This window comes from Agromyces sp. Marseille-Q5079 (assembly GCF_051016555.1).
Taxonomy (GTDB): domain Bacteria; phylum Actinomycetota; class Actinomycetes; order Actinomycetales; family Microbacteriaceae; genus Agromyces.
The window spans coordinates 723,593-743,397 of the sequence record NZ_JBPEJF010000001.1 but is presented as its reverse complement, the minus strand read 5'-3'; the positions used below and the strand labels follow the sequence as shown (position 1 = coordinate 743,397).

At 72.6% G+C, this 19,805-nt stretch carries 18 protein-coding genes; 4 read left to right on the top strand and 14 right to left on the bottom strand.

Translation table 11 applies throughout. The features are described from left to right. The first annotated feature begins 24 nt into the window (after window positions 1-24). Window positions 25-810 (top strand): enoyl-CoA hydratase/isomerase family protein, encoded by a 786-nt coding sequence (locus ACR3IO_RS03380; protein ID WP_434069747.1) that lies wholly within the window; start codon window positions 25-27, stop codon window positions 808-810. 58 nt (window positions 811-868) lie between these two features. Here the strand turns inward: ACR3IO_RS03380 and mnhG are convergent, their stop codons facing one another. The 6 genes from mnhG to ACR3IO_RS03350 are packed head-to-tail and all read right to left on the bottom strand — an operon-like array spanning window position 869 to window position 7,361. Continuing rightward, window positions 869-1,249 carry a monovalent cation/H(+) antiporter subunit G gene (gene mnhG, locus ACR3IO_RS03375; RefSeq protein WP_434069746.1) on the bottom strand — a complete coding sequence of 127 codons (381 nt, stop codon included), beginning with the start codon at window positions 1,247-1,249 and terminating at the stop codon, window positions 869-871. Then, entirely contained in the window at window positions 1,246-1,518 is a 273-nt protein-coding gene (locus ACR3IO_RS03370; protein WP_434069745.1) for a monovalent cation/H+ antiporter complex subunit F, read from the bottom strand. Before ACR3IO_RS03370 ends, mnhG begins: the two co-directional genes overlap by 4 nt. Then, the gene (locus ACR3IO_RS03365) at window positions 1,515-2,177 is read right to left on the bottom strand and encodes a Na+/H+ antiporter subunit E (protein ID WP_434069744.1); all 663 of its coding nucleotides are present in this window, start codon (window positions 2,175-2,177) and stop codon (window positions 1,515-1,517) included. Before ACR3IO_RS03365 ends, ACR3IO_RS03370 begins: the two co-directional genes overlap by 4 nt. Further along, the gene (locus tag ACR3IO_RS03360) at window positions 2,174-3,754 is read right to left on the bottom strand and encodes a Na+/H+ antiporter subunit D (RefSeq protein WP_434069743.1); all 1,581 of its coding nucleotides are present in this window, start codon (window positions 3,752-3,754) and stop codon (window positions 2,174-2,176) included. Before ACR3IO_RS03360 ends, ACR3IO_RS03365 begins: the two co-directional genes overlap by 4 nt. Then, the gene (locus ACR3IO_RS03355) at window positions 3,751-4,299 is read right to left on the bottom strand and encodes a sodium:proton antiporter (protein ID WP_434069742.1); all 549 of its coding nucleotides are present in this window, start codon (window positions 4,297-4,299) and stop codon (window positions 3,751-3,753) included. Before ACR3IO_RS03355 ends, ACR3IO_RS03360 begins: the two co-directional genes overlap by 4 nt. Beyond that, on the bottom strand, window positions 4,296-7,361 hold the full coding sequence (locus tag ACR3IO_RS03350) for a Na+/H+ antiporter subunit A (RefSeq protein ID WP_434069741.1): 3,066 nt from the start codon (window positions 7,359-7,361) through the stop codon (window positions 4,296-4,298). Before ACR3IO_RS03350 ends, ACR3IO_RS03355 begins: the two co-directional genes overlap by 4 nt. A gap of 144 nt (window positions 7,362-7,505) precedes the next feature. Here ACR3IO_RS03350 and ACR3IO_RS03345 point away from each other — a divergent pair, with 144 nt between their 5' ends. Next, window positions 7,506-8,345 (top strand): sulfurtransferase, encoded by an 840-nt coding sequence (locus tag ACR3IO_RS03345; protein WP_434069740.1) that lies wholly within the window; start codon window positions 7,506-7,508, stop codon window positions 8,343-8,345. Between the two features lie 33 nt (window positions 8,346-8,378). Here ACR3IO_RS03345 and ACR3IO_RS03340 read toward each other — a convergent pair whose 3' ends face one another. Beyond that, the gene (locus ACR3IO_RS03340) at window positions 8,379-9,215 is read right to left on the bottom strand and encodes a class I SAM-dependent methyltransferase (protein ID WP_434069739.1); all 837 of its coding nucleotides are present in this window, start codon (window positions 9,213-9,215) and stop codon (window positions 8,379-8,381) included. Between the two features lie 112 nt (window positions 9,216-9,327). Here ACR3IO_RS03340 and ACR3IO_RS03335 point away from each other — a divergent pair, with 112 nt between their 5' ends. Then, window positions 9,328-10,278: an FKBP-type peptidyl-prolyl cis-trans isomerase gene (locus ACR3IO_RS03335; RefSeq protein ID WP_434069738.1), complete on the top strand. Its 951-nt coding sequence runs from the start codon at window positions 9,328-9,330 to the stop codon at window positions 10,276-10,278. 482 nt (window positions 10,279-10,760) lie between these two features. Here ACR3IO_RS03335 and ACR3IO_RS03330 read toward each other — a convergent pair whose 3' ends face one another. The 4 genes from ACR3IO_RS03330 to ACR3IO_RS03315 all read right to left on the bottom strand — a co-directional run bounded on the left by ACR3IO_RS03330 (window position 10,761) and on the right by ACR3IO_RS03315 (window position 15,721). Further along, window positions 10,761-11,345 carry an ECF transporter S component gene (locus ACR3IO_RS03330; protein WP_434069737.1) on the bottom strand — a complete coding sequence of 195 codons (585 nt, stop codon included), beginning with the start codon at window positions 11,343-11,345 and terminating at the stop codon, window positions 10,761-10,763. 88 nt (window positions 11,346-11,433) lie between these two features. Beyond that, window positions 11,434-12,306: an energy-coupling factor transporter transmembrane component T family protein gene (locus tag ACR3IO_RS03325; protein WP_434069736.1), complete on the bottom strand. Its 873-nt coding sequence runs from the start codon at window positions 12,304-12,306 to the stop codon at window positions 11,434-11,436. Window positions 12,307-12,463: 157 nt separating this feature from the next. Next, on the bottom strand, window positions 12,464-14,275 hold the full coding sequence (locus tag ACR3IO_RS03320; protein ID WP_434069735.1) for an ABC transporter ATP-binding protein: 1,812 nt from the start codon (window positions 14,273-14,275) through the stop codon (window positions 12,464-12,466). Between the two features lie 141 nt (window positions 14,276-14,416). Then, window positions 14,417-15,721, bottom strand: coding sequence for a glycosyltransferase (locus ACR3IO_RS03315; RefSeq protein WP_434069734.1), 1,305 nt, complete (start codon window positions 15,719-15,721; stop codon window positions 14,417-14,419). Between the two features lie 244 nt (window positions 15,722-15,965). On the opposite strand from ACR3IO_RS03315, the gene ACR3IO_RS03310 reads away from it, so the two are divergent. Next, window positions 15,966-16,382 carry a transferase gene (locus tag ACR3IO_RS03310; RefSeq protein WP_434069733.1) on the top strand — a complete coding sequence of 139 codons (417 nt, stop codon included), beginning with the start codon at window positions 15,966-15,968 and terminating at the stop codon, window positions 16,380-16,382. A gap of 89 nt (window positions 16,383-16,471) precedes the next feature. On the opposite strand, the gene ACR3IO_RS03305 is transcribed toward ACR3IO_RS03310, so the two are convergent. From ACR3IO_RS03305 to ACR3IO_RS03295, 3 genes are read right to left on the bottom strand one after another with little or no spacing between them, the layout of a single operon-like run. Then, window positions 16,472-18,379, bottom strand: coding sequence for a carbohydrate-binding domain-containing protein (locus ACR3IO_RS03305; RefSeq protein WP_434069732.1), 1,908 nt, complete (start codon window positions 18,377-18,379; stop codon window positions 16,472-16,474). Next, window positions 18,376-19,176, bottom strand: a complete 801-nt coding sequence (locus ACR3IO_RS03300; protein WP_434069731.1) for a polyphosphate polymerase domain-containing protein — start codon at window positions 19,174-19,176, stop codon at window positions 18,376-18,378. The genes ACR3IO_RS03305 and ACR3IO_RS03300 overlap by 4 nt, the downstream gene beginning before the upstream one ends. Continuing rightward, on the bottom strand, window positions 19,173-19,748 hold the full coding sequence (locus ACR3IO_RS03295; protein WP_434069730.1) for a DUF4956 domain-containing protein: 576 nt from the start codon (window positions 19,746-19,748) through the stop codon (window positions 19,173-19,175). The genes ACR3IO_RS03300 and ACR3IO_RS03295 overlap by 4 nt, the downstream gene beginning before the upstream one ends. Window positions 19,749-19,805 lie beyond the last annotated feature (57 nt).

Genomic DNA, 19,805 nt, shown 5'->3' with positions numbered 1-19,805 from the left:
CGACGACCCGCCGAACGGAGCATCATGATCGAATTCAGCGTGCACGACCGCGTGGCCGAGGTGGTGCTGAACGCCCCGCACAAGTTGAATGCGCTCGGCGCCGACGACCTCATCGCACTCTCCGACGCCTACGGCCGGGCCGAGAGCCTCGCGATCGACGGCGAGGTGCGCGCCCTCGTGCTGCGGGGCGAGGGCCGGGCGTTCTGCGCCGGTCGCGACATCTCCGGGGTCGACCCGCGCGATGACGACGTGCTGGAGTATCTCGGCGGCCTCGTGCAGCCGCTCCTCGAGCGCATGGCGTCGCTGCCGGTGCCGACCTTCGCCATCGCGCACGGCGCCTGCCTCGGCGTCGGCCTCGGCCTGCTCGTGGCGAGCGACATCGTCTACGTCGCCGACACCGCGAAGATCGGTTCGCCGTTCGCCAACCTCGGCGCCACGCTCGACTCCGGCGGGCACGCGCTCTTCGTCGAGCGGCTCGGCGCGCACCGCACGATGGACCTCATCGTCACCGGCCGGCTCATGTCGGGCTCCGAGGCCGTCGCCGCCGGGCTGTTCTCGCAGGTGTTCCCGGCCGACGAGGTCGCGGATGCCACCCGCACGGCGGCCGTGGCCGCGGCATCCGGGGCCACCCAGGCGTTCGTCGCCTCGAAGGCGCTCGTGGCGTCGCTGCGCGACGAGCGCATCGGGCTCTGGCAATCGATGGACGAGGAGAACCGTGCGCAGGCGGCGCTCTGCGACACCGACGACTACCGCGAGGGCTTCGCCGCGTTCCAGGAGAAGCGCCGGCCGGTCTTCACCGGGCGCGCCTAGCCCCCCTCGGCGCTCCGCCGGGCGGTCCGCCAGGCGCTCGGGCGCGCGTCGCGACGGCTCAGCGCACGTCGTCGGCTCGCGGCATCCGCGCGGCCTCTTGATCGTGCTCGGCGATGTCGCGCCCGAGGTCGTCCTCGATGAGGAGGTCGCGTCGCACGTGGTCGCTGCGGTAGGCCGACCGGCCGAGCATGTGTGCCGTCATGGGCTGCGTGAGCAGCTGGAACGTCATCACGAGCACCACGGTCGTGAGCACGCCCCACGTCGGCACCTGCACGACGATCGCCACGAGGACGGCGGCGAGGCCGAGCACCTGCGGCTTGGTCGCCGCGTGCAGCCGGGTGAGCACGTCGGGGAAGCGCACGATGCCGATGCCCGCGGCCATCGACAGGAACCCGCTCACCAGGATGAGCAGGCCGACGGCGATCTCGGCGGCGCTCACGAGGCATCCTGCTTTCCCATGAAGCGCGCGATCGAGATCGAACCGACGACCGCGAACATGGCGAGCACGAGCAGGACGACGAGCGTGTCGGTGTGCTTGTTGAGCGCCATCTCGGCGCCGAGCGCGCAGATCGCGATCGCGAGCAGCACATCGGTCGCGAGGGCGCGGTCGAGGATCGACGGGCCCTTGATGATGCGGATGACGGCGGCGATGGCGCCGATGCCGAACATGATGCCGGCGATGATGCTCACGAGGGTGAGGAAGGTCATGGGGTGCCTCCATTCGGGCCGGATGCGTCGTGGCGACCACGCGGAGCCGAGCCGCCCGTCGCCGAGGCGCGTGCCGCGCGCCGTTCACGTCGGGCCTCGCGCACCGATTCGGCCTGCGCGCGGGTGCCGATGGCGAGCACGATGCGCTCCTCGGTGCCGAGCACGGAGAGATGGGTGCGCTCGATGTCGGCGGCTGTGCGCGTGCCGAGCGCGTGCAGGTAGAGCAGCCCGCGCTCGCGATCGATGTCGACGACGACGGTGCCCGGCACGACCGAGATCGCCTCGGCCGTCAGGGTGGTGACGAGGTCGGAGCGGGTGAGCAGCTGCACGGCGATGATCGAGTTCATCGGCTTCCACCACGGGTTGATCGAGAACCAGGCGACCTGCAGCGACGCGACGACGACGTCGAACATCATGCGGAGGCCGAGCAGGAGGCCGCGCCAGACGTTGAAGCGCCCGCTGAGGAGCACGGGCGGCAGGTAGAGCGTGCGGGTGACGAGCACCGCGAGCACGATGCCCGACACGATCGTGAGCGCGTCGATGTGGTCCCAGAGGAAGCACCACAGGGCGACGAGGGCGACCAGCAACGGCAGCTGGCGCCAGACGCTCCACCAGCGGGACATCTCGGGCACCGAGTCGGTCGTGGGTCCGGTCGTCACGGCGCACCTCCGGGGAACACCAGCGAGACGTAGACCGACGGGTCGACGAGGCTCGCAGCGGCGCGGTCGGCGAACCCGAAGATGGGGCCGGCGAACACCGTGAGCAGCACCGTCACGACGACGAGCACGGTGGTCGCGGCGACCATGAGTCGGGGCGTGGTCTTCGTGGCCGTCACGGTGGCGCCCTCGGGCGCCTCGAGCACCGAGCCGAGGAGCACCGACTCGTAGCCGTCGAGCTCTTCGCGGCGGCGCCAGAACGCCATGTTCCAGAAGCGCGTGAGCGCGTACAGCGTGATGAGCGAGGTGATCGCCCCCGCCGCGATCACGGCCCAGACGAGCCACGCCGTCGCCGGGTCGGTCGCGGCCTGCTCGCCACCCGCGAGGAAGAGCCCGGTCTTGCCGAGGAATCCCGAGAACGGCGGGATGCCGCCGAGGTTCAGCGCCGGGATGAAGAACAGGATCGCGAGGAACGGCGACGCCTTCAGCAGGCCCGCGAGCCGGTTGATGGAGGTCGCGCCGCCGAAGCGCTCGATGAGTCCGGTCGTGAGGAACAGCGTCGTCTGCACGGTGATGTGGTGCACGACGTAGTAGATCGTCGAGGCCATGCCGAGCTGCGTGCCGATCGCGATGCCGAAGATCATGTAGCCGATGTGGCTCACGAGCGTGAACGAGAGCAGTCGCTTGATGTCGGCCTGCGTGAGCGCGCCGAGGATGCCGATGAGCATGGTCAGCCCGCCGACGCCCATGAGCAGCACGGTGAGGTCGTTGTCGGCGAAGATCACCGTCTCGGTGCGGATGATCGCGTAGACGCCGACCTTCGTGAGGAGGCCCGCGAACACCGCCGTGACCGGTGCGGGCGCCGTCGGGTACGAGTCGGGCAGCCAGAACGAGAGCGGGAACACGGCGGCCTTGATGCCGAAGGCGATGAGCAGCAGCAGGTGCAGGATCAGCTGCACCTGGTCGGGCAGCTCGGCGATGCGCACCGAGAGCTGGGCCAGGTTCGCCGTGCCGGTGGCGCCGTAGATGAGCGCGATCGCGCTGAGGAAGAACAGCGAGGACACGAGGCTGACGATGATGTACGTCACGCCCGCGCGGATGCGCTCGCCCGTGCCGCCGAGCGTCAGCAGCACGTAGCTGGCCGACAGCAGGATCTCGAAGCCCACGTAGAGGTTGAACAGGTCGCCCGCGATGAAGGCGTTGAACACGCCCGCAGACAGGATCAGGTAGCTCGGGTGGAAGATCGAGACCGGGGTCTCGCGATGCCGGTCGGCGACGCCCTGGCCGACGGCGTAGACGAGCACCACGAGCAGCACGACGGCCGAGACGAGCAGCATGATCGCCGACAGCCGGTCGACCACGAGCACGATGCCGTACGGCGCCGGCCAGGCGCCGATGGTCACCGCGATCGGGTCGCCCGAGTCGACCGCGGCGAGGAGCACGGCCGCGATGACGACGACGGCCGCGAGCACGGCGATGCTCACCACGACCTGGGCGCGACGGTGGCGGCCGAGGATCAGGGCGGATGCCGCGCCGAGCAGCGGCAGCAGCACCACCAGGGGCACGAGGGCGGCGGTCATCGGTCGTCCTCGGTCTCGTCGGGTCGGCGCTCGTCACCGCGGCGTTCGACGCGGTCGCGGGCGGATGCCTCGAGCTCGAGCTCCTCGTCGAGGTCGTCGTCGAACTCCTCGTCGCTCGCCTCGATGAGTTCCTGGATGGCGGCGTCGTCCTCTGCGGAGATGCGGATGAGGTCGGCGGCCTCCACGGCGTCCTGCAGGTCCTCGTCCTCGTCGTCGATGAGGTCGCCCTTGGCTCCGAGCTGCGCGAGCCACCACGAGCGGTAGATGAGGGCGAGCATGAACGCGGTGATGCCGAGGTTGATGACGATCGCGGTGAGCACGAACGCCTGCGGCAGCGGGTCGGAGATCTCGTCGGGGTCGACGCCGTCGCCGAGGATCGGCGCGAGGCCCGGTGCGCCGCTCATGAGGTAGATCAGCACGTTGACGGCGTTGCCGACGAGCAGGAACCCGATCAGCACGCGCGTGAGGCTGCGCTCGAGCATGATCGAGATGCCCGCGCCGAACATCACGGCCATCAGGATGACGAGGGTGAGCGAGGCGGTCATGTGCGCGCCTCCTCGGGAGCGGGAGCGCCGGCGGGCGACGGCTCGGGAGCGGGACCGGGCTCTGGCGACGGCTCGGGATCGGGTGCATCGAGTCCGACGGGCTGGAGCTCGTCGGCGTCGGCCTGATCACCCGATGGCGCGTCGGGCGAGCCGGAGTCGGCCTCCTCCTGCTGGCGGTCGACCTCGCCGCCGAGGGAGCGGAGGATGTCGAGCACGAGCCCGACGACGACGAGGTAGACGCCGATGTCGAACAGGGTCGACGTGCCGATCGAGATCGTGCCGAGCAGCGGCACCTCGGCCTCGAACCAGGCGGACTCGAGCGCGGCGCCGCCGAAGAGCAGCGACGCGGTCGCGGTGCCCGCGGCGAGCAGCAGGCCCGTGCCGAGCAGCCGTCCGGCGTCGATCGGCGCGGCCTCGCCGAGTTCGTAGCGCCCGCCCGCGAGGTAACGGGCCACGAGTGCGAGGCCGGCGAGCAGCCCGCCGGCGAATCCGCCGCCGGGGGCGTTGTGGCCGACGAAGAGCAGGAAGACCGAGACGACGATCGCGGGGTGGAACAGCAGTCGCACGAGCACCTCGATGAGGATCGAGCGGTTGCGCGGCGAGATCGTGCGGCCGGCGATGAGCCACGTCTGCCGGGTGGATGCGGCCTCGGCCGCGGCATCCGTCTCGCCGTCGGTGTTCGCGAGGCTCGTGCGCGGCGCGCGGATGCTCGACGCGGGCTCGGGCAGCGGGCGCATGCGGTCGCGGCGGTCGAGGCCGAGGTCGCCGTCGTCGAGGCGGGGTGCGCCGCCCGTGCGGCCCGAGACGAAGATGAGGCTCGCGACGCCCGTCGCGACGGCGACGAGCACGGAGATCTCGCCGAGGGTGTCCCACGCGCGGATGTCGACGAGCATGACGTTCACGATGTTCTTCCCGTGCGCCTCGAGGGCGAGGGCGGGCAGGCCGTTCGCGATGGTCGGCTCGACCCGGGCGCCGAGCGCGACGAGTCCGATGACGCCCATCACGAGGCCCGCCAGGGCGCCGATCACGCCGCGGGCGAGCTTGTGCACCGGAGGGTTGCGCTGCGCGATCTGCTTCGGCAGCCGGCGCAGCACGAGCACGAAGACGACGATCACGATGGTCTCGACGAGCGCCTGCGTGAGTGCGAGGTCGGGGGCTCCGGACATGCCGAAGAGCAGCACCAGGCCGTACCCGGTGACGCTCACGAGCAGCACGGCGGTCATGCGTTGGCGGACGCCCGCGGCCGCGACCGCCGCGATGCACATGACGAGGGCGATGAACGGCTGCGACGGGTAGTCCCAGAGCCGAACCTCGTCGGGCCAGTCGGTGTTCATGATCGCGGCGGTGCCGAGGCCGCCGATGAAGACCGCGATGATGATGGTGAGGTAGCCCGGCAGGCCGCGCGACTGGATCGCGGTCGTGACGGCGGCGGCGACGCGGTCGACGACCGAGACGACGCCGAGGTAGCCGCGGCTGGAGTCGATCATCGGCACGAGGGCCGCCTGCAGGCGCGCCACGGGCCGACGCGCCCAGGCGAGCAGGCCGCCGACGAGGAACACGCCCGCCGAGAGGAACAGGGCGGGTTCGAGGCCGTGCCAGAGCGCCAGGTGGTACTCGTGCCCGCCCGGCAGCTCGTCCGCGTACGCCGTGAGCAGGGGCTCGATGGCGCCGATCGCGAACGCCGCGACGAGGCTCGCCGCCGAGAGGATCGCGGGGGCGACGGTGATCGCGGCGCCCGGGGCGTGCAGCGGAGTCGGCGCGACATCCGGCTTGGTGGAGAAGGCGCCCCAGAGGAAGCGGACCGTGTAGGCGACCGTGAGCACCGAGCCGAGCAGGGCGCCGACGAGCGCGACCCACGCCCAGGGCGTGCCGGCGTCGAGGAACGCGGTGAAGATGCCCTCCTTCGCCACGTAGCCGAGCATCGGGGGCACGCCGGCCATCGACGCGGCGGCGAGGAACGCGACGGTCGCGACCACCGGCATGCGGCGCCCGAGCCCCGACAACTTGCGCCAGTCGCGCGTGCCGGCGGCGTGGTCGACGATGCCGACCGTGAGGAACAGGGCCGCCTTGAACATCGCGTGCGCGAGCAGCAGCGCCACGCCCGCGAGCGCCGCGTCGCGCGTGCCGAACCCGGTGACGAGCACGAGGAAGCCGAGCTGGCTCACGGTGCCGTAGGCGAGCAGCAGCTTGAGGTCGTACTGGCGCAGGGCGCGCCATCCGCCCACGAGCATGGTGAGCACCCCGAGCCCGATGACGATCGGATGCCACACCGAGAGGTCCGCGTACCCGGGGGCGAGTCGCGCCACGAGGTAGACGCCGGCCTTGACCATCGCCGCCGCGTGCAGGTACGCCGAGACCGGCGTGGGCGCGGCCATCGCGGCCGGCAGCCAGAAGTGGAACGGGACGAGCGCGCTCTTCGAGATGGCGCCGAGGAGGACGAGCGCGATGCCCCACTCGCCGGCCGCGCCCGTGACCGGGTTCGCGACGAGTTCGGAGAGCGAGGTCGTGCCGCCCGCGACCGAGAGCACCACGAGGCCCACGAGCATCGCGAGCCCGCCGAACGTCGTCACGGTGAGCGCCTGCAGGGCGGCACCGCGGCTCTCCTTGCGACCGGTGTAGTGGCCGATGAGGAGGTACGAGAGCACGCTCGTCAGCTCCCAGAACACGAAGAGCACGAACACGTCGTCTGAGGTCACGAGGCCGAGCATCACGCCCGCGAACGCGAGCAGCAGGGCCGCGAACCGACCGAGTGACGGCTCGTCGTCGGCGAAGTACCACGTGCAGTAGAGCAGCACGAGCGCGCCGATGCCGGTGACCACGAGCCCGAGGATCAGGGCGAGGGCGTCGAGGCGGAAGCTCAGTTCGATGCCGAGCTGCGGGATCCACTCGACCTGCTCGACCACCGGGGTGCCGGCCAGGACGCCGGGCATCCACACGAGCAGCAGGACGAATGCCGCTGCGGGCACGAATGCGATGATCGCGAAGACGCGGCGACCGAGCCGTCTCGCCAACCACGGCGTCACGAGGGAGACCGCCGCGAAGATCGCGAGACTGAGGATCATCCATCCTCCTCACGCCATCAGCAATCGTCCGTCCCGCCAGTTTACCGGGCGTCGCGGCGCTCGCGACCGGCTGCGGCGGCATCCGGCCCCGGTTCGGGCGCTCGAGCGGATGCCACGGCCGGTGCCATGGCGCAGGATGGACGCATGTCGATCCTCATCTCCGTCCGCGAGTTGGCCGCCCGTATCGAGTCGGGCATGCGCACCGTCGTGCTGGATGCGCGTTGGACGCTGGCCGAGCCGCACGGCCTCGACGCATACCGCGCCGGGCATATCCCGACGGCGGTCTCGGTCGACCTCGAGGACGAACTGTCCGACCACGACGCGATCGGCCTGGGGCGGCATCCGCTGCCCACCGAGGAGGCGTTCACGGCCGCGATGCGCCGATGGGGCATCCGAACCGGCGACCTCGTCGTCGTCACCGACACGACCTCGAACCAGGCGGCGGCACGGGCCTGGTGGCTGCTGCGCCACGCGGGGCACGACGCGGTGCTCCTGCTCGACGGCGGCATCGACGCGTGGGTCGCCGACGGGTACCCGCTCGAGACCGGCGTGAACGTGCCGGAGCCCGGTGACGCCACGGCGCGCTTCGGGGCGATGCCCGTCATCGACATCGACGAGGCGGCCGCGTTCTCCGAGCACGGCGTGCTGCTCGACGCCCGTGCGGGCGAGCGCTATCGCGGCGAGGTCGAGCCCGTCGACCCGAAGGCCGGGCACGTGCCGGGCGCGACGTCGGCGCCCTCGGTCGACGCGCTCGACGCCGACGGCCGCTTCCTGCCGGCCGACGTGCTCGCCGCGCGGTACGCGGCCCTCGGCGTCGCTCAGGGCACGCCCGTCGCCGCGTACTGCGGGTCGGGCGTGGCGGCGAGCCACCTGGTCGCCGCGCTCGCGGTCGCGGGCATCGACGCCGCACTGTTCCCGGGCTCCTGGAGCCAGTGGTCCAACGACGACACGCGCGAGGTCGCCACCGGCCCCGAGCCACGCTGAACCGGGCCCGTGCGGCGCGGACGCGGCATCCGCTCAGCTCGGGAGGTGACCGACGCCGATCAGGGTCGTGAGGTCGACGCGCGTGATGCCGCGCTCGGCGAGGAGCCCGTGGAACGCGGTCGCGACGCGGTCGCGCGTCTCGTCGTCGAGGTCGGCCACGAGCCGCCGCCGGGACATGCCGAGCACGAGCCGCCACGCCAGGTCGTCGTCGAGATCGAGGTGCCTCGGCACGAGCTCGCCGCGCGTCTGTTCGAGCCCGAGACCGCCGAGCCACTGCGCCAGGGCGCCTGGGGACTCGGGCAGGTCGGGCGTTCCGCCGTCGCGATACGCGGTCACGGCCGCCGCGCCCACGTCGCCGCCCTCCGCCTCGACCGCGTCGCAGAGCGCGTCGATGAACTCGCGGAGCGCGGTCGGCGCCCACACCGTCGCCACGAAGCGTCCGCCCGGCTTCAGCCGTTCGACGAGATGCGCGACACCGGCCTCGATATCGGGGAAGAAGAACACGCCGAGCACGCACTGCACCAGGTCGTAGCCGACGGGCTCCCACTCCGTGACATCCGCCGCATGGAGCCGCAGCTGCGGCAGCGGGGCCGCCTCCCGCTCGGCGCGCTCCCGGGCGAGCTCGATCATCGTCTCCGAGAGGTCGACCGCATCGACCACCCCCGTCGGCCCGACGAGCTCGGCCGTGGGCACCGCCGAGGCGCCGTCGCCGCAGCAGGCGTCGAGCACGAGCTCGCCGAACTGCGGTGCGGCACGGAGCACGGTCGCCATCGAGATCGGATTCCACACGACGGCATCCAACTCGGCGAATGCCGAGGCATGCTCGGCGAAGTGCCGGACGGTAGCACGAACGTCAGCCTGTTCCCCCATGGGCCCATTCTGACGCTGATCGGGCCGATTGTTGTGGATTCAGGCAAAGGAAAGCCGAAGCGTGCAGACTGGGGGGAATCCTGCTTTCCGATCGAATCGAGAAGACTCCCTCATGAATCGTGCCCTGCGCCGCGTCGCGCCCGTCGCGCTCGCCACCGCCGCAGCAGCCCTGCTCCTCGCCGGCTGTGCGGGCGGCGACCCCGAAGCCTCGCCGTCCACGCCCGCCGCAGCCGAGTGCATGGACCTCTCCTCGGGCGAGCTCAGCGACGGCGTCAAGGTCGAAGGCGACTTCGGCGCCGCGCCGACCGCGACCTTCGACACCCCGCTCGAGGCCGAGGAGCTGCAGCGCACCGTCGTCACCGAGGGCGACGGCGAGACCACCGCGGCCGGCGACAGCGTGAACGCCGTCGTCACGGTCTTCTCGGGCGCCTCGGGCGACCAGCTCTTCTCGCAGCCCGCCACCATCACCGCCGGCGACACGTCGGTCTTCGAGGCGTTCCTCGCGGGCGTCGACTGCGTGCCCACCGGCACCCGCACCGTCACCGTCGCCCCCGCCGACTCGCTCTACGACGGCGCGGGCAACGAGAACATCGGCCTCGCCGCGGGCGAGAGCGTCGTCATCGTGGTCGACGTCAAGGAGCCGCTCACGGCATCCGAGTGGACCGAAGACGTGCCCGAGGTGAAGTTCGGCGCCGAGGGCGAGGCCCCCACGGTCACGCTGCCCGACACCGAGCCGCCCGCCGACTACCAGCTCAAGGTGCTCGAGGAGGGCGATGGCGACGTCGTCGCCGCCGGTGACACCGTGACCCTCAACTACCAGGGCACGAGCTGGGACACCGGCGAGGTGTTCGACCAGAGCTACGGCGGCGACCCCGCGCAGTTCTCGACCGACCAGGTGATCCAGGGCTTCGGCGCGGCGCTCGTCGGCCAGAAGGTCGGCACCAAGCTCATCGTCACGATCCCGCCGGAGTACGCCTACGGCACCGATGCGGAGGCCGCTGAGCTCGGCGGACAGACCCTCGTGTTCCTCGTCGAGATCCTCGACACGGCGCCCGCCGCGTAGCACCGGGCGAACGACGAACGGGCCGCAGCGATCACTCGCTGCGGCCCGTTCCGTCGTCTGCGGGTGTGCGCGCGCCGCCTGACCGGTGTTCGCGCTGCGCCTGACCGGTGTTCGCGCTGCGCCTGACCGGTGCCCGCCGCGCCTGCCCGGTGCGCGTCCGCGCCGACCCATTTCGCCGAGCGGTCACGATCTGCTGATTCAGGCCCTACCGGAAGAGCACTTCGCGACCACTCCGCGAACCAGTCCGGCGTGTCCCCGAGCCGGCATGGTGTGCCGCCACGGCGTCAGGCAGACGGCCGCACGTCAGGCCGGGATCCGCCGAATCATCCTGAATCGCGCGCGTTCGCCTGAATCGGCGAAGGTGTCAGCTGCTGGGCGGATGCCGCGGAGGTCACACCAGGGGAAGGTTCGGCGACGTGGCCGGGCGGATGCCGCGGCTGGCCGCGCGGATGCCGTGGCTGGCCGCGCGGATGCCCCGAGGATCAGGCCGGCACCGCGGCATCCGTCGTCTTCGCGCGCCGCACCGGGCGCTGGAGGCCCCGTGCGACGCCGGTGCGATCGAGGCGGCGGGCGATGAGCAGGCCGAGCCACACGCCCGCGAGGTTGGAGAGCACCGAGAGCGTCGGGTAGGCGATCTGCGCCCAGAGCGGGAAGTGGTCGACCCCGAGGAAGGGCATCGAGTACAGCGCGTAGGGCAGGGCGAACACGGCCGCGCCGACGTAGAAGATCCACGGCCGGAAGGATCGGTAGAGCCCCAGGGCGAGCGGGATCTCGACCATCGCGCCGATCATGAGGCAGGTGAGGATCGCCGATGGGCCCTGCGGGGTCAGCACCGCGTTGATGAGCCCCGCGATGAGCGAGGTGAGCAGGCCGACGCCCGGCTGGCGGATCAGCGCCAGCGCGACCACGAACGGCACGCTCCAGATGCCCGCGAAGGCCGCGTAGAGCAGCGGGAGCGCGGGCGCGACCGTCGTCGACAGCACGAAGGCGGGCACGAGCAGCAGGCCCGCGGCCGCGCCGATCGCAGCGCAGGTGAGCAGCAGGCGGGTGGGGACGTTCAGTCGCACGGGGCGGCTCCGATCAGGTGGGGGTCGTGGGGGTGACGGTCGAGGCGTCGTCGTGATCCGGGTGCGACCGCGGCGCGCGGGCGGGCGCTCACAGCCCGACCTCGGTGCGGTCGGGGGTCACGCCGCCGAAGCCGCCCTGCAGGGCCCACCAGTAGATGGCGACCGAGACCGCCCAGAACAGGACGACGAAGACTGTGTCGCGCACCCGCCAGCGGCTGATGGTGCGCTCGGTGCGAGTGGGGTGCGCCCCGAACGCGCGCGCGTCCATGGCGAGGGCGACGCGTTCGGCGTGGCGGATGGCGCTCGCGAGCAGCGGGATGGCCGTGCCGATCGTGCGCCGAACGGCCGCGACCGGCCCGCGCCCGGCATCCGTTCCGCGAACGCGGTGCGCGGCGCGGATGACCTCGAGCTCGTGGCCGAACCGCGGCACGAAGCGCAGCGCGGCGAGGGCCGTGTACCCGATGCGGTACGGCACGCGGAGGTTCTGCACGAGCGCGCGCACGAGCTCGGGCCCGCTCGTGGTCAGGCCGGCGAGGAGCGAGAGCATGAGCAGCGCCGTGATGCGCATCGCCGTCGCGAGGCCGACGAGGTAGGCGGCGAGCGTGAACTCCCAGTCGCCGATGCCGAAGAGCACCACGGATGCCGCGGCGCCGGCGCCCTCGATGCGCTCGGGGTCGACCCAGATGCCGAAGCTGAACCCGAGCACGAGGACCGCGACGGGAACGCCGAGGAGCAGCGCGGCGAGGGCGCGGCCCGACAGCCGCGCACCGATGACGAGCAGGCCGAGCGCGAGCACGATGAACGCGAGCGGGATCGCGACGCCCCTCGTGAAGATGAGCGCGAGCATTACGGGAAGCGGTGCCGCGAACTTCGCGAGCGGGTTGAGGTGGTGCAGGAACCGGATGCCGCTGGTCGGCGCCTGCTCGGCGTAGGGGTCGCGGATGGGCGGGGGCGAGGGCACGCGGGCGGCCGGGCCGGCGGGCGCCGGTGCGGCGGGCGCCGGTGCGGCGGGCGCCGGTGCGGCGGCGTCCGGCGCCTCGACCGAGACCGAGGCCGGCGGAGCGGTCGCGGTCGCGGGGTGGGTGCGGCCGACGGCAGGGGCGCGGGCGTGGCGGCGCTCATGCGACGGCCCGATCGCCGACGGGCAGTTGCGACATCCGCGTGACCGCGTGCCATTCAGGGTGTCGCTCGAGGCCGCGGGTGGCGCGCGCGAGGGGCGGATGCCGCAGCCCTGCCTCCTCGATCAGCGGACCCGCGAGCACCTCGGCCGTCGGCCCGACGCCGAGCAGCCGCCCGTCGCGCATGACCGCGACGTGGGTCGCGTGGTCGGCCACGAGCTGCAGGTCGTGGGTGACGACGAGCACGGTCGTGCCCTCGGCGTTCAGGTCGCCCAGGATGTCGAGCAGCTCGGACGCGCGGGCGCGGTCCTGGCCGAACGTCGGCTCGTCGAGGGCGAGCACGGGGGCGCCGGCCACGAGCGCGGTGCCGACCGAGAGGCGGCGCTTCTGTCCGCCCGAGAGCAGGAACGGATGCCGGTCGCGGTGCTCGGTCAGGTCGAAGCGCGCGAGCATGCGGTCGACCTCGACGCGACGGGCCTCTTCGTCGACGCCCTGCAGGCGCAGGCCGAGTTCGAGCTCCTCGGCGACGGTGTGCGCGACGAACTGGTGCTCGGGGTTCTGGAACACGAAGCCGATCTGGCGGGCGCGCGCGCGGGCGTCGGCGCGCGACGGGTCCATGCCGAGCACGTCGACACTGCCTCGCGGGGCGGGGATGACGCCCGCGATGGCCTGGAGGAGCGTCGTCTTGCCGGCGCCGTTCGTGCCGACGATGGCGAGGAAGTCGCCGGATGCCACGTCGAGGTCGACTCCGTCGACCACGACCGGTCCGCGACGTCCGCCGCGGCGCACGGAGCAGTCGCGCACCGTGATGGCGGGCCGCAGCGCCGTGAGCCTGGCTGGCTCGGTCGCAGATCGTCGCTCCTCGGCGCCCGAAGCGACCGATTGCGACCGTGCTGCGGGGGCGTCGGCATGGGCGTCGGCGGGGGCGGCGGTCGCGCCACGGGGCGCAGGCAGGATGTCGACGCCGTCGAGGGCGGCCCCGAGCTCGGCGGGGCTGAGCGGCAGCGGGTGCAGTACGACGCCGGCGGCGCGGAGGCGCAGCGCGGCGAGCGTGGAGACGGGGAGCCAGACGCCGAGCGCGAGCAGTTCCTCGGCGCGGCCCTGCAGCACCTCGCGGGCGGGGCCGTCGATCACGAGCCGGCCTGCCGCGTCGAGCACGACGACGCGGTCGACGAGGTCGACGGCGGCGTCGAGGTTGTGCTCGACGAGCACGATCGCGTGGTCGCGTTCGCTCGCGAGTTCGCGGAGCACCGAGTAGACCTCGTCGATGCCGGCCGGATCGAGGTTCGCGGTCGGCTCGTCGAGGACGAGCACGGGCGAGGCGAGCGCGAGGGCGCAGGCGACGGCGAGCCGTTGCCGGCCGCCGCCCGAGAGCACGTCGGGGTTCTCGGTGCGACGGTCCCAGAGCCCGACGAGCTTCAGCGCGCGCTCGGCGCGTTCGAGCACATCGGCGACGGGCACGAGCCGGTTCTCGGGGCCGAAGCAGACCTCGTCGAGCAGGGTTCCGGTGACGACCTGCGCATCGGGGTCCTGGAAGACCATCGCGACGTGCTCGCTGAGCTCGGCGACCGTGTGATCGCGCGTGTCGAGCCCGGCGACCCGCACGGCGCCCTCGAGCGTCGCGGGCACGGCGTGCGGGACGAGCCCGTCGAGGGCGAGCGCGAGCGTCGACTTGCCGCATCCGGAAGGCCCGAGCAGGAGCACGACCTCACCCGGGCGCACGTCGAACGAGACGCCGGCAGGGGTCGCCCGCGTCGCCTCGTCGTGGCGGATGCTCACGCCGTCGAGGGTGATGAGGGGCTCTGCGTTCACGTGGTCTCGCCAGGTAGGCCGGCGGGCGCCGGAGCGGGGTGGCCGACCCGACGTCGGCTTAGGACAGCCTAACCTTCACGCATGGATGCCGCGACCGCCGCTGCGATCGCGGCATCCGCACCTGCGACCGAGCACGCCCGGTCAGCGGGCGGCCACGGCGGCACGCGTGAGCACGGCGGCCTCCAGCTCGGCCTCGATGAGCGCGAACGTGTCGTACGAGGCGATGTCCTCGGCGAGGCCCTGCGCCCGCGCTCGGAAGCCCGCGTCGGCGAGCACCCGGTCGACGCCGTCGCGGACGGCGAGGGCGGTCGGGGTTCCGGTGCCGAGGTTCACGCCGGTGCCGGACCAGGCGATCCGCATCGAGACCTCGGGCTTGTCCTCGGTGTCGCCCGCGGCGACGAGCGGCACGCCGTGGCTCAGGGCGAACTGGGTGCCGCCGTACCCCGCGTTCGTGACGAACACGTCGGTCCGGTCCATGAGGAGGTCGTACGGCAGGAACTCCGCCGCGCGTGCATTGGCGGGCAGTTCGCCGAGCTCGGAGACCGGGCGGCCGCCCGTCGAGACGACGACGAGCACGTCGCGGTCGGCGAGGCCGTCGAGGGTCGGTCGCACGAGGCGGTCGAAGTCCTTGTTGTCGATCGTGCCCTGGGTCACGTGCACGACCGGCCGCGAGCCGTCGAGTTCCGACCACCACTCCGGCAGCGCGGCCGCCTCGGGCACCGCCGGCAGCACGGTCCCGACGAAGCGGAGGTTCGGCGACAGGTCGCTGCGCGGCGGCTCGAACGCCGCCGAGCTCAGCTGCAGGAACCGGTCGAACATCCGCGAGCAGTCGAGCACGAACGACGAGAGTCGCGGGCGTCCGAGCGAGATCATCACGTCGTTCGCGAGGCGCTGCGTCGCGGCGAACACCACGCGCTGCACGAGGACGTTCAGCACGCGGTTGCGCACGTGCCCGAGCAGGCCCGCCTTCGGCGGGAGCCCGAGCCCGTAGGGCGCGACATCCGTGCTGGACTGGCTGAGGGGGATCACGCCGACGGCGATGATCGGGGGCCGGGCGCCGGGGCCGTCGAGCAGCAGCGGCAGCACGCCGGCGAAGGCGGCATCCGTGAGGATCGCGTCGGGCGAGAGCTCGTCGATCGCGGCCTCGAGGGCGGCGAACTGGTCGGGCACGGGCTTCACGAAGATCGTCTGCACGTCGTACTGCAGCTTCGCGATGCCGTGGTGCCGGTCGCGGTCCGGCAGGTGGTCCTGCATGACGCGGTCGTCGTAGTCGGCGATGCCGCCCAGAGCACGGTGCGCGGCGCCGGTCGCCTCGACGGCGGTGCGGAACCGCGCGCCCGTCAGCACGGTGACGGTGTGGCCGCGGGCGACGAGGTCGCCCGCGATCGCGATGAGCGGGGCGGCGTGCCCCTGGATCGGGTTGGAGCAGAGCAGGTAGTTCGACATGGGATCTTCCGGTGGATGCGGCGACCCGAGCGGATGCGCCCGGCATGCCGGAACACCCGGCACGAGGGGTGACGCTAGCCCCGTGCGAGCCGCCGCCGCCACGGTTCCGGGCCGATCTCGGTGCTGGCACGACGAGGTTTCAGGGTGCGCACCGAGACGACGGCGGCTCCGGGGAATTCCCCGGTCAACTGCGGTGTTGTATCAATGTCCGGGTGCGGAGGCTCCGCGCCGGAAGGAGGAGAACGTGGGCATCAGTTACGTCGAGTTCGAAGACGAAGCCGGAGTCCTGCGTCGCTACCGCAAGCACGTGAACGGCCGTGGCCTCGTCTCGACGACGGCGAAGGTCGACGCGTCCGCCTTCGTCGATCCGACGGCGTACGTCGACCCCGGTGCCGAGGTGCAGCGCGGCGCGCAGATCGAGCACGGCGCATGGGTGGAGGCCGGCGCGATCGTCGCCGAGCGCGCCACCGTGGGTGTGAACGCCCGCGTCGGCCAGCGCGCGGTGATCGGACGCAACGCGGTCGTCGGCCCGTTCGCGGTCGTCGGCTCCGAGGCGCGCGTGCAGAACGGCGCCCGGGTGCCACGCGAGTTCGTCGTGGAGGCCCGTTCCGACTACCAGGCGTCCGGCGACGACCTGCGGCGCCTCGGCCTCGCGGCCTGAGGCCCGGCCCGATTCGACGCGACGAGGCCCGCACGACCGCATGGTCGCGCGGGCCTCGTGCTGCCTGCCGGCGGGCCGACTCCCGGAGGTCAGCGCTGGGGCGGCTGTCCGCCCCCGCCGCCGCCCATGCCGGCGACCTGGTCCTGCTCGCCGGCGACGCCGGTGCCGACGCTCGAGGCGCCGTCCGCGGTTCCGGAGGCGCTGAGCCCTCCGACCGTGTCGCCGCTCGCGATACCGCCCGCGACGACCGTGTACGTCTCGCCGTTCACGAAGTCGGGCGACGAGAAGACGACCGACGCCGTCTCCTTCCCGGTCTCGTAGGTCGCCACGACCGTGCCGTCGGAGGCCACGAGGTGGAGCAGCGTGCCCGCGGCCTGCGTGCTGTCGAGGACGACCGCGACCGAGGCCTGCGCCGCGTCGACGCCCGGAGCCACGAGCATGCCCGCGCTGCCGGCGGCCAGCAGGGTGCCGCCCGAGATGTCGAACGTGCCGTCCACGTCGAGCGGGCCGTTCATCTGCTCGGTCGGACCGTCGACGACGATCGTGCCGCCCGTGACCGAGGCGTCGCCGTTCACGTCGATGCCGTCGCCGTCGGAGTGCACGAGCAGGGTGCCGCCCGAGATCGAGAGCGTGCGGCCCGTCGACGACGCCGACTCGGCGTAGCCGTCGCCGGGCGCGCCGCCGCCGGCCTCCGTGCCCGAGCCGTCGGCGCCGCCCGCGACGTTGATGCCGTCGTCGGTGCCGGTGATCTCGGTGTCGCCGCCAGTGATCGTGATCGCGGCGGCCTCGAGCGCCTCGTACGAGTCGTCGACCGTCACCTGGCCGCCCGAGACCGTGAGCGCGACATCCGCGTGCACCCCGTCGTCGCCCGAGGACACCGTGACCTCTCCCGACGCGAGGTGAACGGTGTTGCTCGTGTGGAGCGCGTCGTCGGCGGAGTCCACGTCCACCGTGGCGCCGTCGACGACGACGTACACGTCGCCCTTCACGCCCTTCATCGAGGTGTCCTCGGATGCCGCGGAGCCCGAACCGCCGCCCGCGGTCACGTCGAGCGTGCCGCCCCAGAGCACGGCGTCCGTGGCCGCGTCGATGCCGTCGCCGCCGGAGACGACGCTGACCTCGCCGCCCGCGATCGCGACGTAGCCGCGCTCGGCCTCCTCCACGTCGTCGGCCTTGATGCCGTCGCCGCCCGCGGTCACGTCGATCGTGCCGCCCGTGATCATCACGAGGTCCTTGCCCCGGATGCCGTCATCGACCGCGTCGACGGTGATGTCGCCGCCCGCGATCGTGAGCGCGTCGCTCGACGCGATGCCGTCGTTGCCGTTGCCCTGCACGACGAGTGAGCCGGTGCCCGAGATGACGAGGTCGGCGGCGCTGGCCAGTGCGGCGTTCGCGGAGACGTCGTCCGCGTAGGACGAGGCATCCGACAGGGAGTTCTCGCTGCCGTCGGCGAGCACGAGCTGCACCTCGTCGGCGGCGACCACGTCGATCGCGGCGCCCGCCTCGTTCGCGATGTCGACGCCGTCGAGCACGACGGTCACGTCGGCGTCGCCGGCGTCGACCGCGAGCTGGCCGGCGGTCGAACCGCTGATCACGTAGGTGCCGGCCGCCGTGATCGTCACGGTGTCGCCGTCGACGCTGACGCCGTCGGTCGCCTCGGGGGAGGACAGGTCGATCGAGACGGCGGATGCCGCGTCGTAGTCGGAGATCGCGGTCGGCGCCTCCTCGTTGTCGGCCATGACCTCCGCGGCGCTCGCGCCAGGGGCGACGGCCTCGGCCTGCTCGATCGTGACGGTCGAGTCGTCGCTCTCGGTCGACGAGCCGGTGCCGGCCGCGGCGGTGCCCGCGCAGCTCGCGAGCAGGAGCGTGCCGGCCAGGGCCAAGGGGGCGGCGGCGGTCAACCAGGGGCGTCGTCGGCGTCGGTTCGCGGGAGTCGGGTTCGCGGGAGTCAGGTTCACGGAGGTCGGGTTCGTCGGGTCGGGGGTCGTGGCGTTCACGGGAGGTCCTTTCGGCGACCGGTGGTCGCGTGGGCGAAGTGTCGGCGGAGGACGGGCGTCCACCGGTTGGAGGGCAGGTCGGGCCGGAGCGCCGCGAGGCCCGTGGCGAACTTCGAGACGCTCGCGGGGCGGTGCCCGAGCGACCAGAGCGTGCGGTCGACCGGCCCTGCGCTCCCGCCGGACTTGGTCTCGACGATCACGGAGCCCGGGGTCGTGAGCCATCGCCCGTGCGGCCCGAGCTCGATCCACTCGAGGCCGACGTCGATCGTCGCGCGGCTGCCGCCTGGGACCAGGAGCGTCGCCCGGCGGTAGCGGGTCGTCAGCACGGGCACGAACGGGTCGTGCTCCGGCGGCTCGATGCCGGCCTCGTCGAGCGTCGACTCGGCGTAGGCGAGGGCGTCGCCCGTGAGGCCGGCCGCGGCATCCGGCTCGATGGCGACCCGCTCCTTGACGGTCACGGAGCGACCGCCGCGGGTCTTCACCTCGAGGAAGCTCAGTGCGGAGTCGACGTACGAACGCGTGCGGATCTTGTAGCGCCGTCGCCGGCCGTACGCCGCGAGGTGGTAGCTCGAGAGGTCGGGGGTGTCGAAGTAGACGGACTCGTACTGCGACGAGCGCCGCCCGTCGATCTCGAGCGCGGCGGTGCCGGCCGGCAGCCGCTGGAGCAGGTCGGGAACGGCGCCCGCGGGCAGCATGTACTTGCGGTCGACTCTGGTGAGCAGCTCGGCCGCGCTGTTCAGCTCGTCGAGTCCGACCGGGGCCAGATCGCGCAGTGGCGCGAGGGCCGCGGCGTTCACGCGGCCACCGGTTCGCGACGGGATGCCGTCTGGTGCAGCTCGTAGCGCACGTCGACGGTCGTCGTGTCGTTCACGAGGTCGAGTCGCTCGACTCGCATCGCCCGGACGCGCCCGCCGAGTATGGCCTCGAGGTGCTCGCGGAGCTCGCCCTCGTCGGGGAGGGCCCGATCGAGCACCACGAGCTGCTGCCGGTAGCGGCGCAGGACCCGGCCGTTGTCGACCGCGGCGAGCACGCCGACCACGAGGGCCATGAGCGCGGGGGCGGCCCAGCCGAGTCCGGCGCCGAGACCGCCGATGAGTCCGAGGGCGAGCGCCGCGAAGTAGTACGCGACCTCGTGCTGCTGCACCTCGCTCGATCGCAGCCGGATGATCGAGAGCACGCCGAAGAGTCCGAGGCCGAGTCCGGCGCCCACCGCGCTCGAGCCGAGCACGAGCGAGACGGCGAGCACGCCGACGTTCACGGTCAGGAATGCGATCAGCAGGTCGCGGCGCCGGTGGCGCGGGAAGTACAGGCCGAAGACGAGGGCGCTGACCGCGACCAGGTCGATGGCGAGAAGGATGAGGGGATCCATGGATGCTCCGAACGGTTGTCGATGCACCCATGGAGCCAGCCCGGCCCGGCCGCCTCC

Coding starts and splice junctions, on each gene's coding strand:
- ACR3IO_RS03380 (WP_434069747.1), top strand. CDS start 25: ATGATCGAATTCAGCGTGCACGACCGCGTGGCCGAGGTGGTGCTGAAC.
- ACR3IO_RS03370 (WP_434069745.1), bottom strand. CDS start 1,518: ATGACCTTCCTCACCCTCGTGAGCATCATCGCCGGCATCATGTTCGGC.
- ACR3IO_RS03360 (WP_434069743.1), bottom strand. CDS start 3,754: ATGACCGCCGCCCTCGTGCCCCTGGTGGTGCTGCTGCCGCTGCTCGGC.
- ACR3IO_RS03355 (WP_434069742.1), bottom strand. CDS start 4,299: ATGACCGCCTCGCTCACCCTCGTCATCCTGATGGCCGTGATGTTCGGC.
- ACR3IO_RS03350 (WP_434069741.1), bottom strand. CDS start 7,361: ATGATCCTCAGTCTCGCGATCTTCGCGGCGGTCTCCCTCGTGACGCCG.
- ACR3IO_RS03345 (WP_434069740.1), top strand. CDS start 7,506: ATGTCGATCCTCATCTCCGTCCGCGAGTTGGCCGCCCGTATCGAGTCG.
- ACR3IO_RS03340 (WP_434069739.1), bottom strand. CDS start 9,215: ATGGGGGAACAGGCTGACGTTCGTGCTACCGTCCGGCACTTCGCCGAG.
- ACR3IO_RS03335 (WP_434069738.1), top strand. CDS start 9,328: ATGAATCGTGCCCTGCGCCGCGTCGCGCCCGTCGCGCTCGCCACCGCC.
- ACR3IO_RS03315 (WP_434069734.1), bottom strand. CDS start 15,721: ATGTCGAACTACCTGCTCTGCTCCAACCCGATCCAGGGGCACGCCGCC.
- ACR3IO_RS03295 (WP_434069730.1), bottom strand. CDS start 19,748: ATGGATCCCCTCATCCTTCTCGCCATCGACCTGGTCGCGGTCAGCGCC.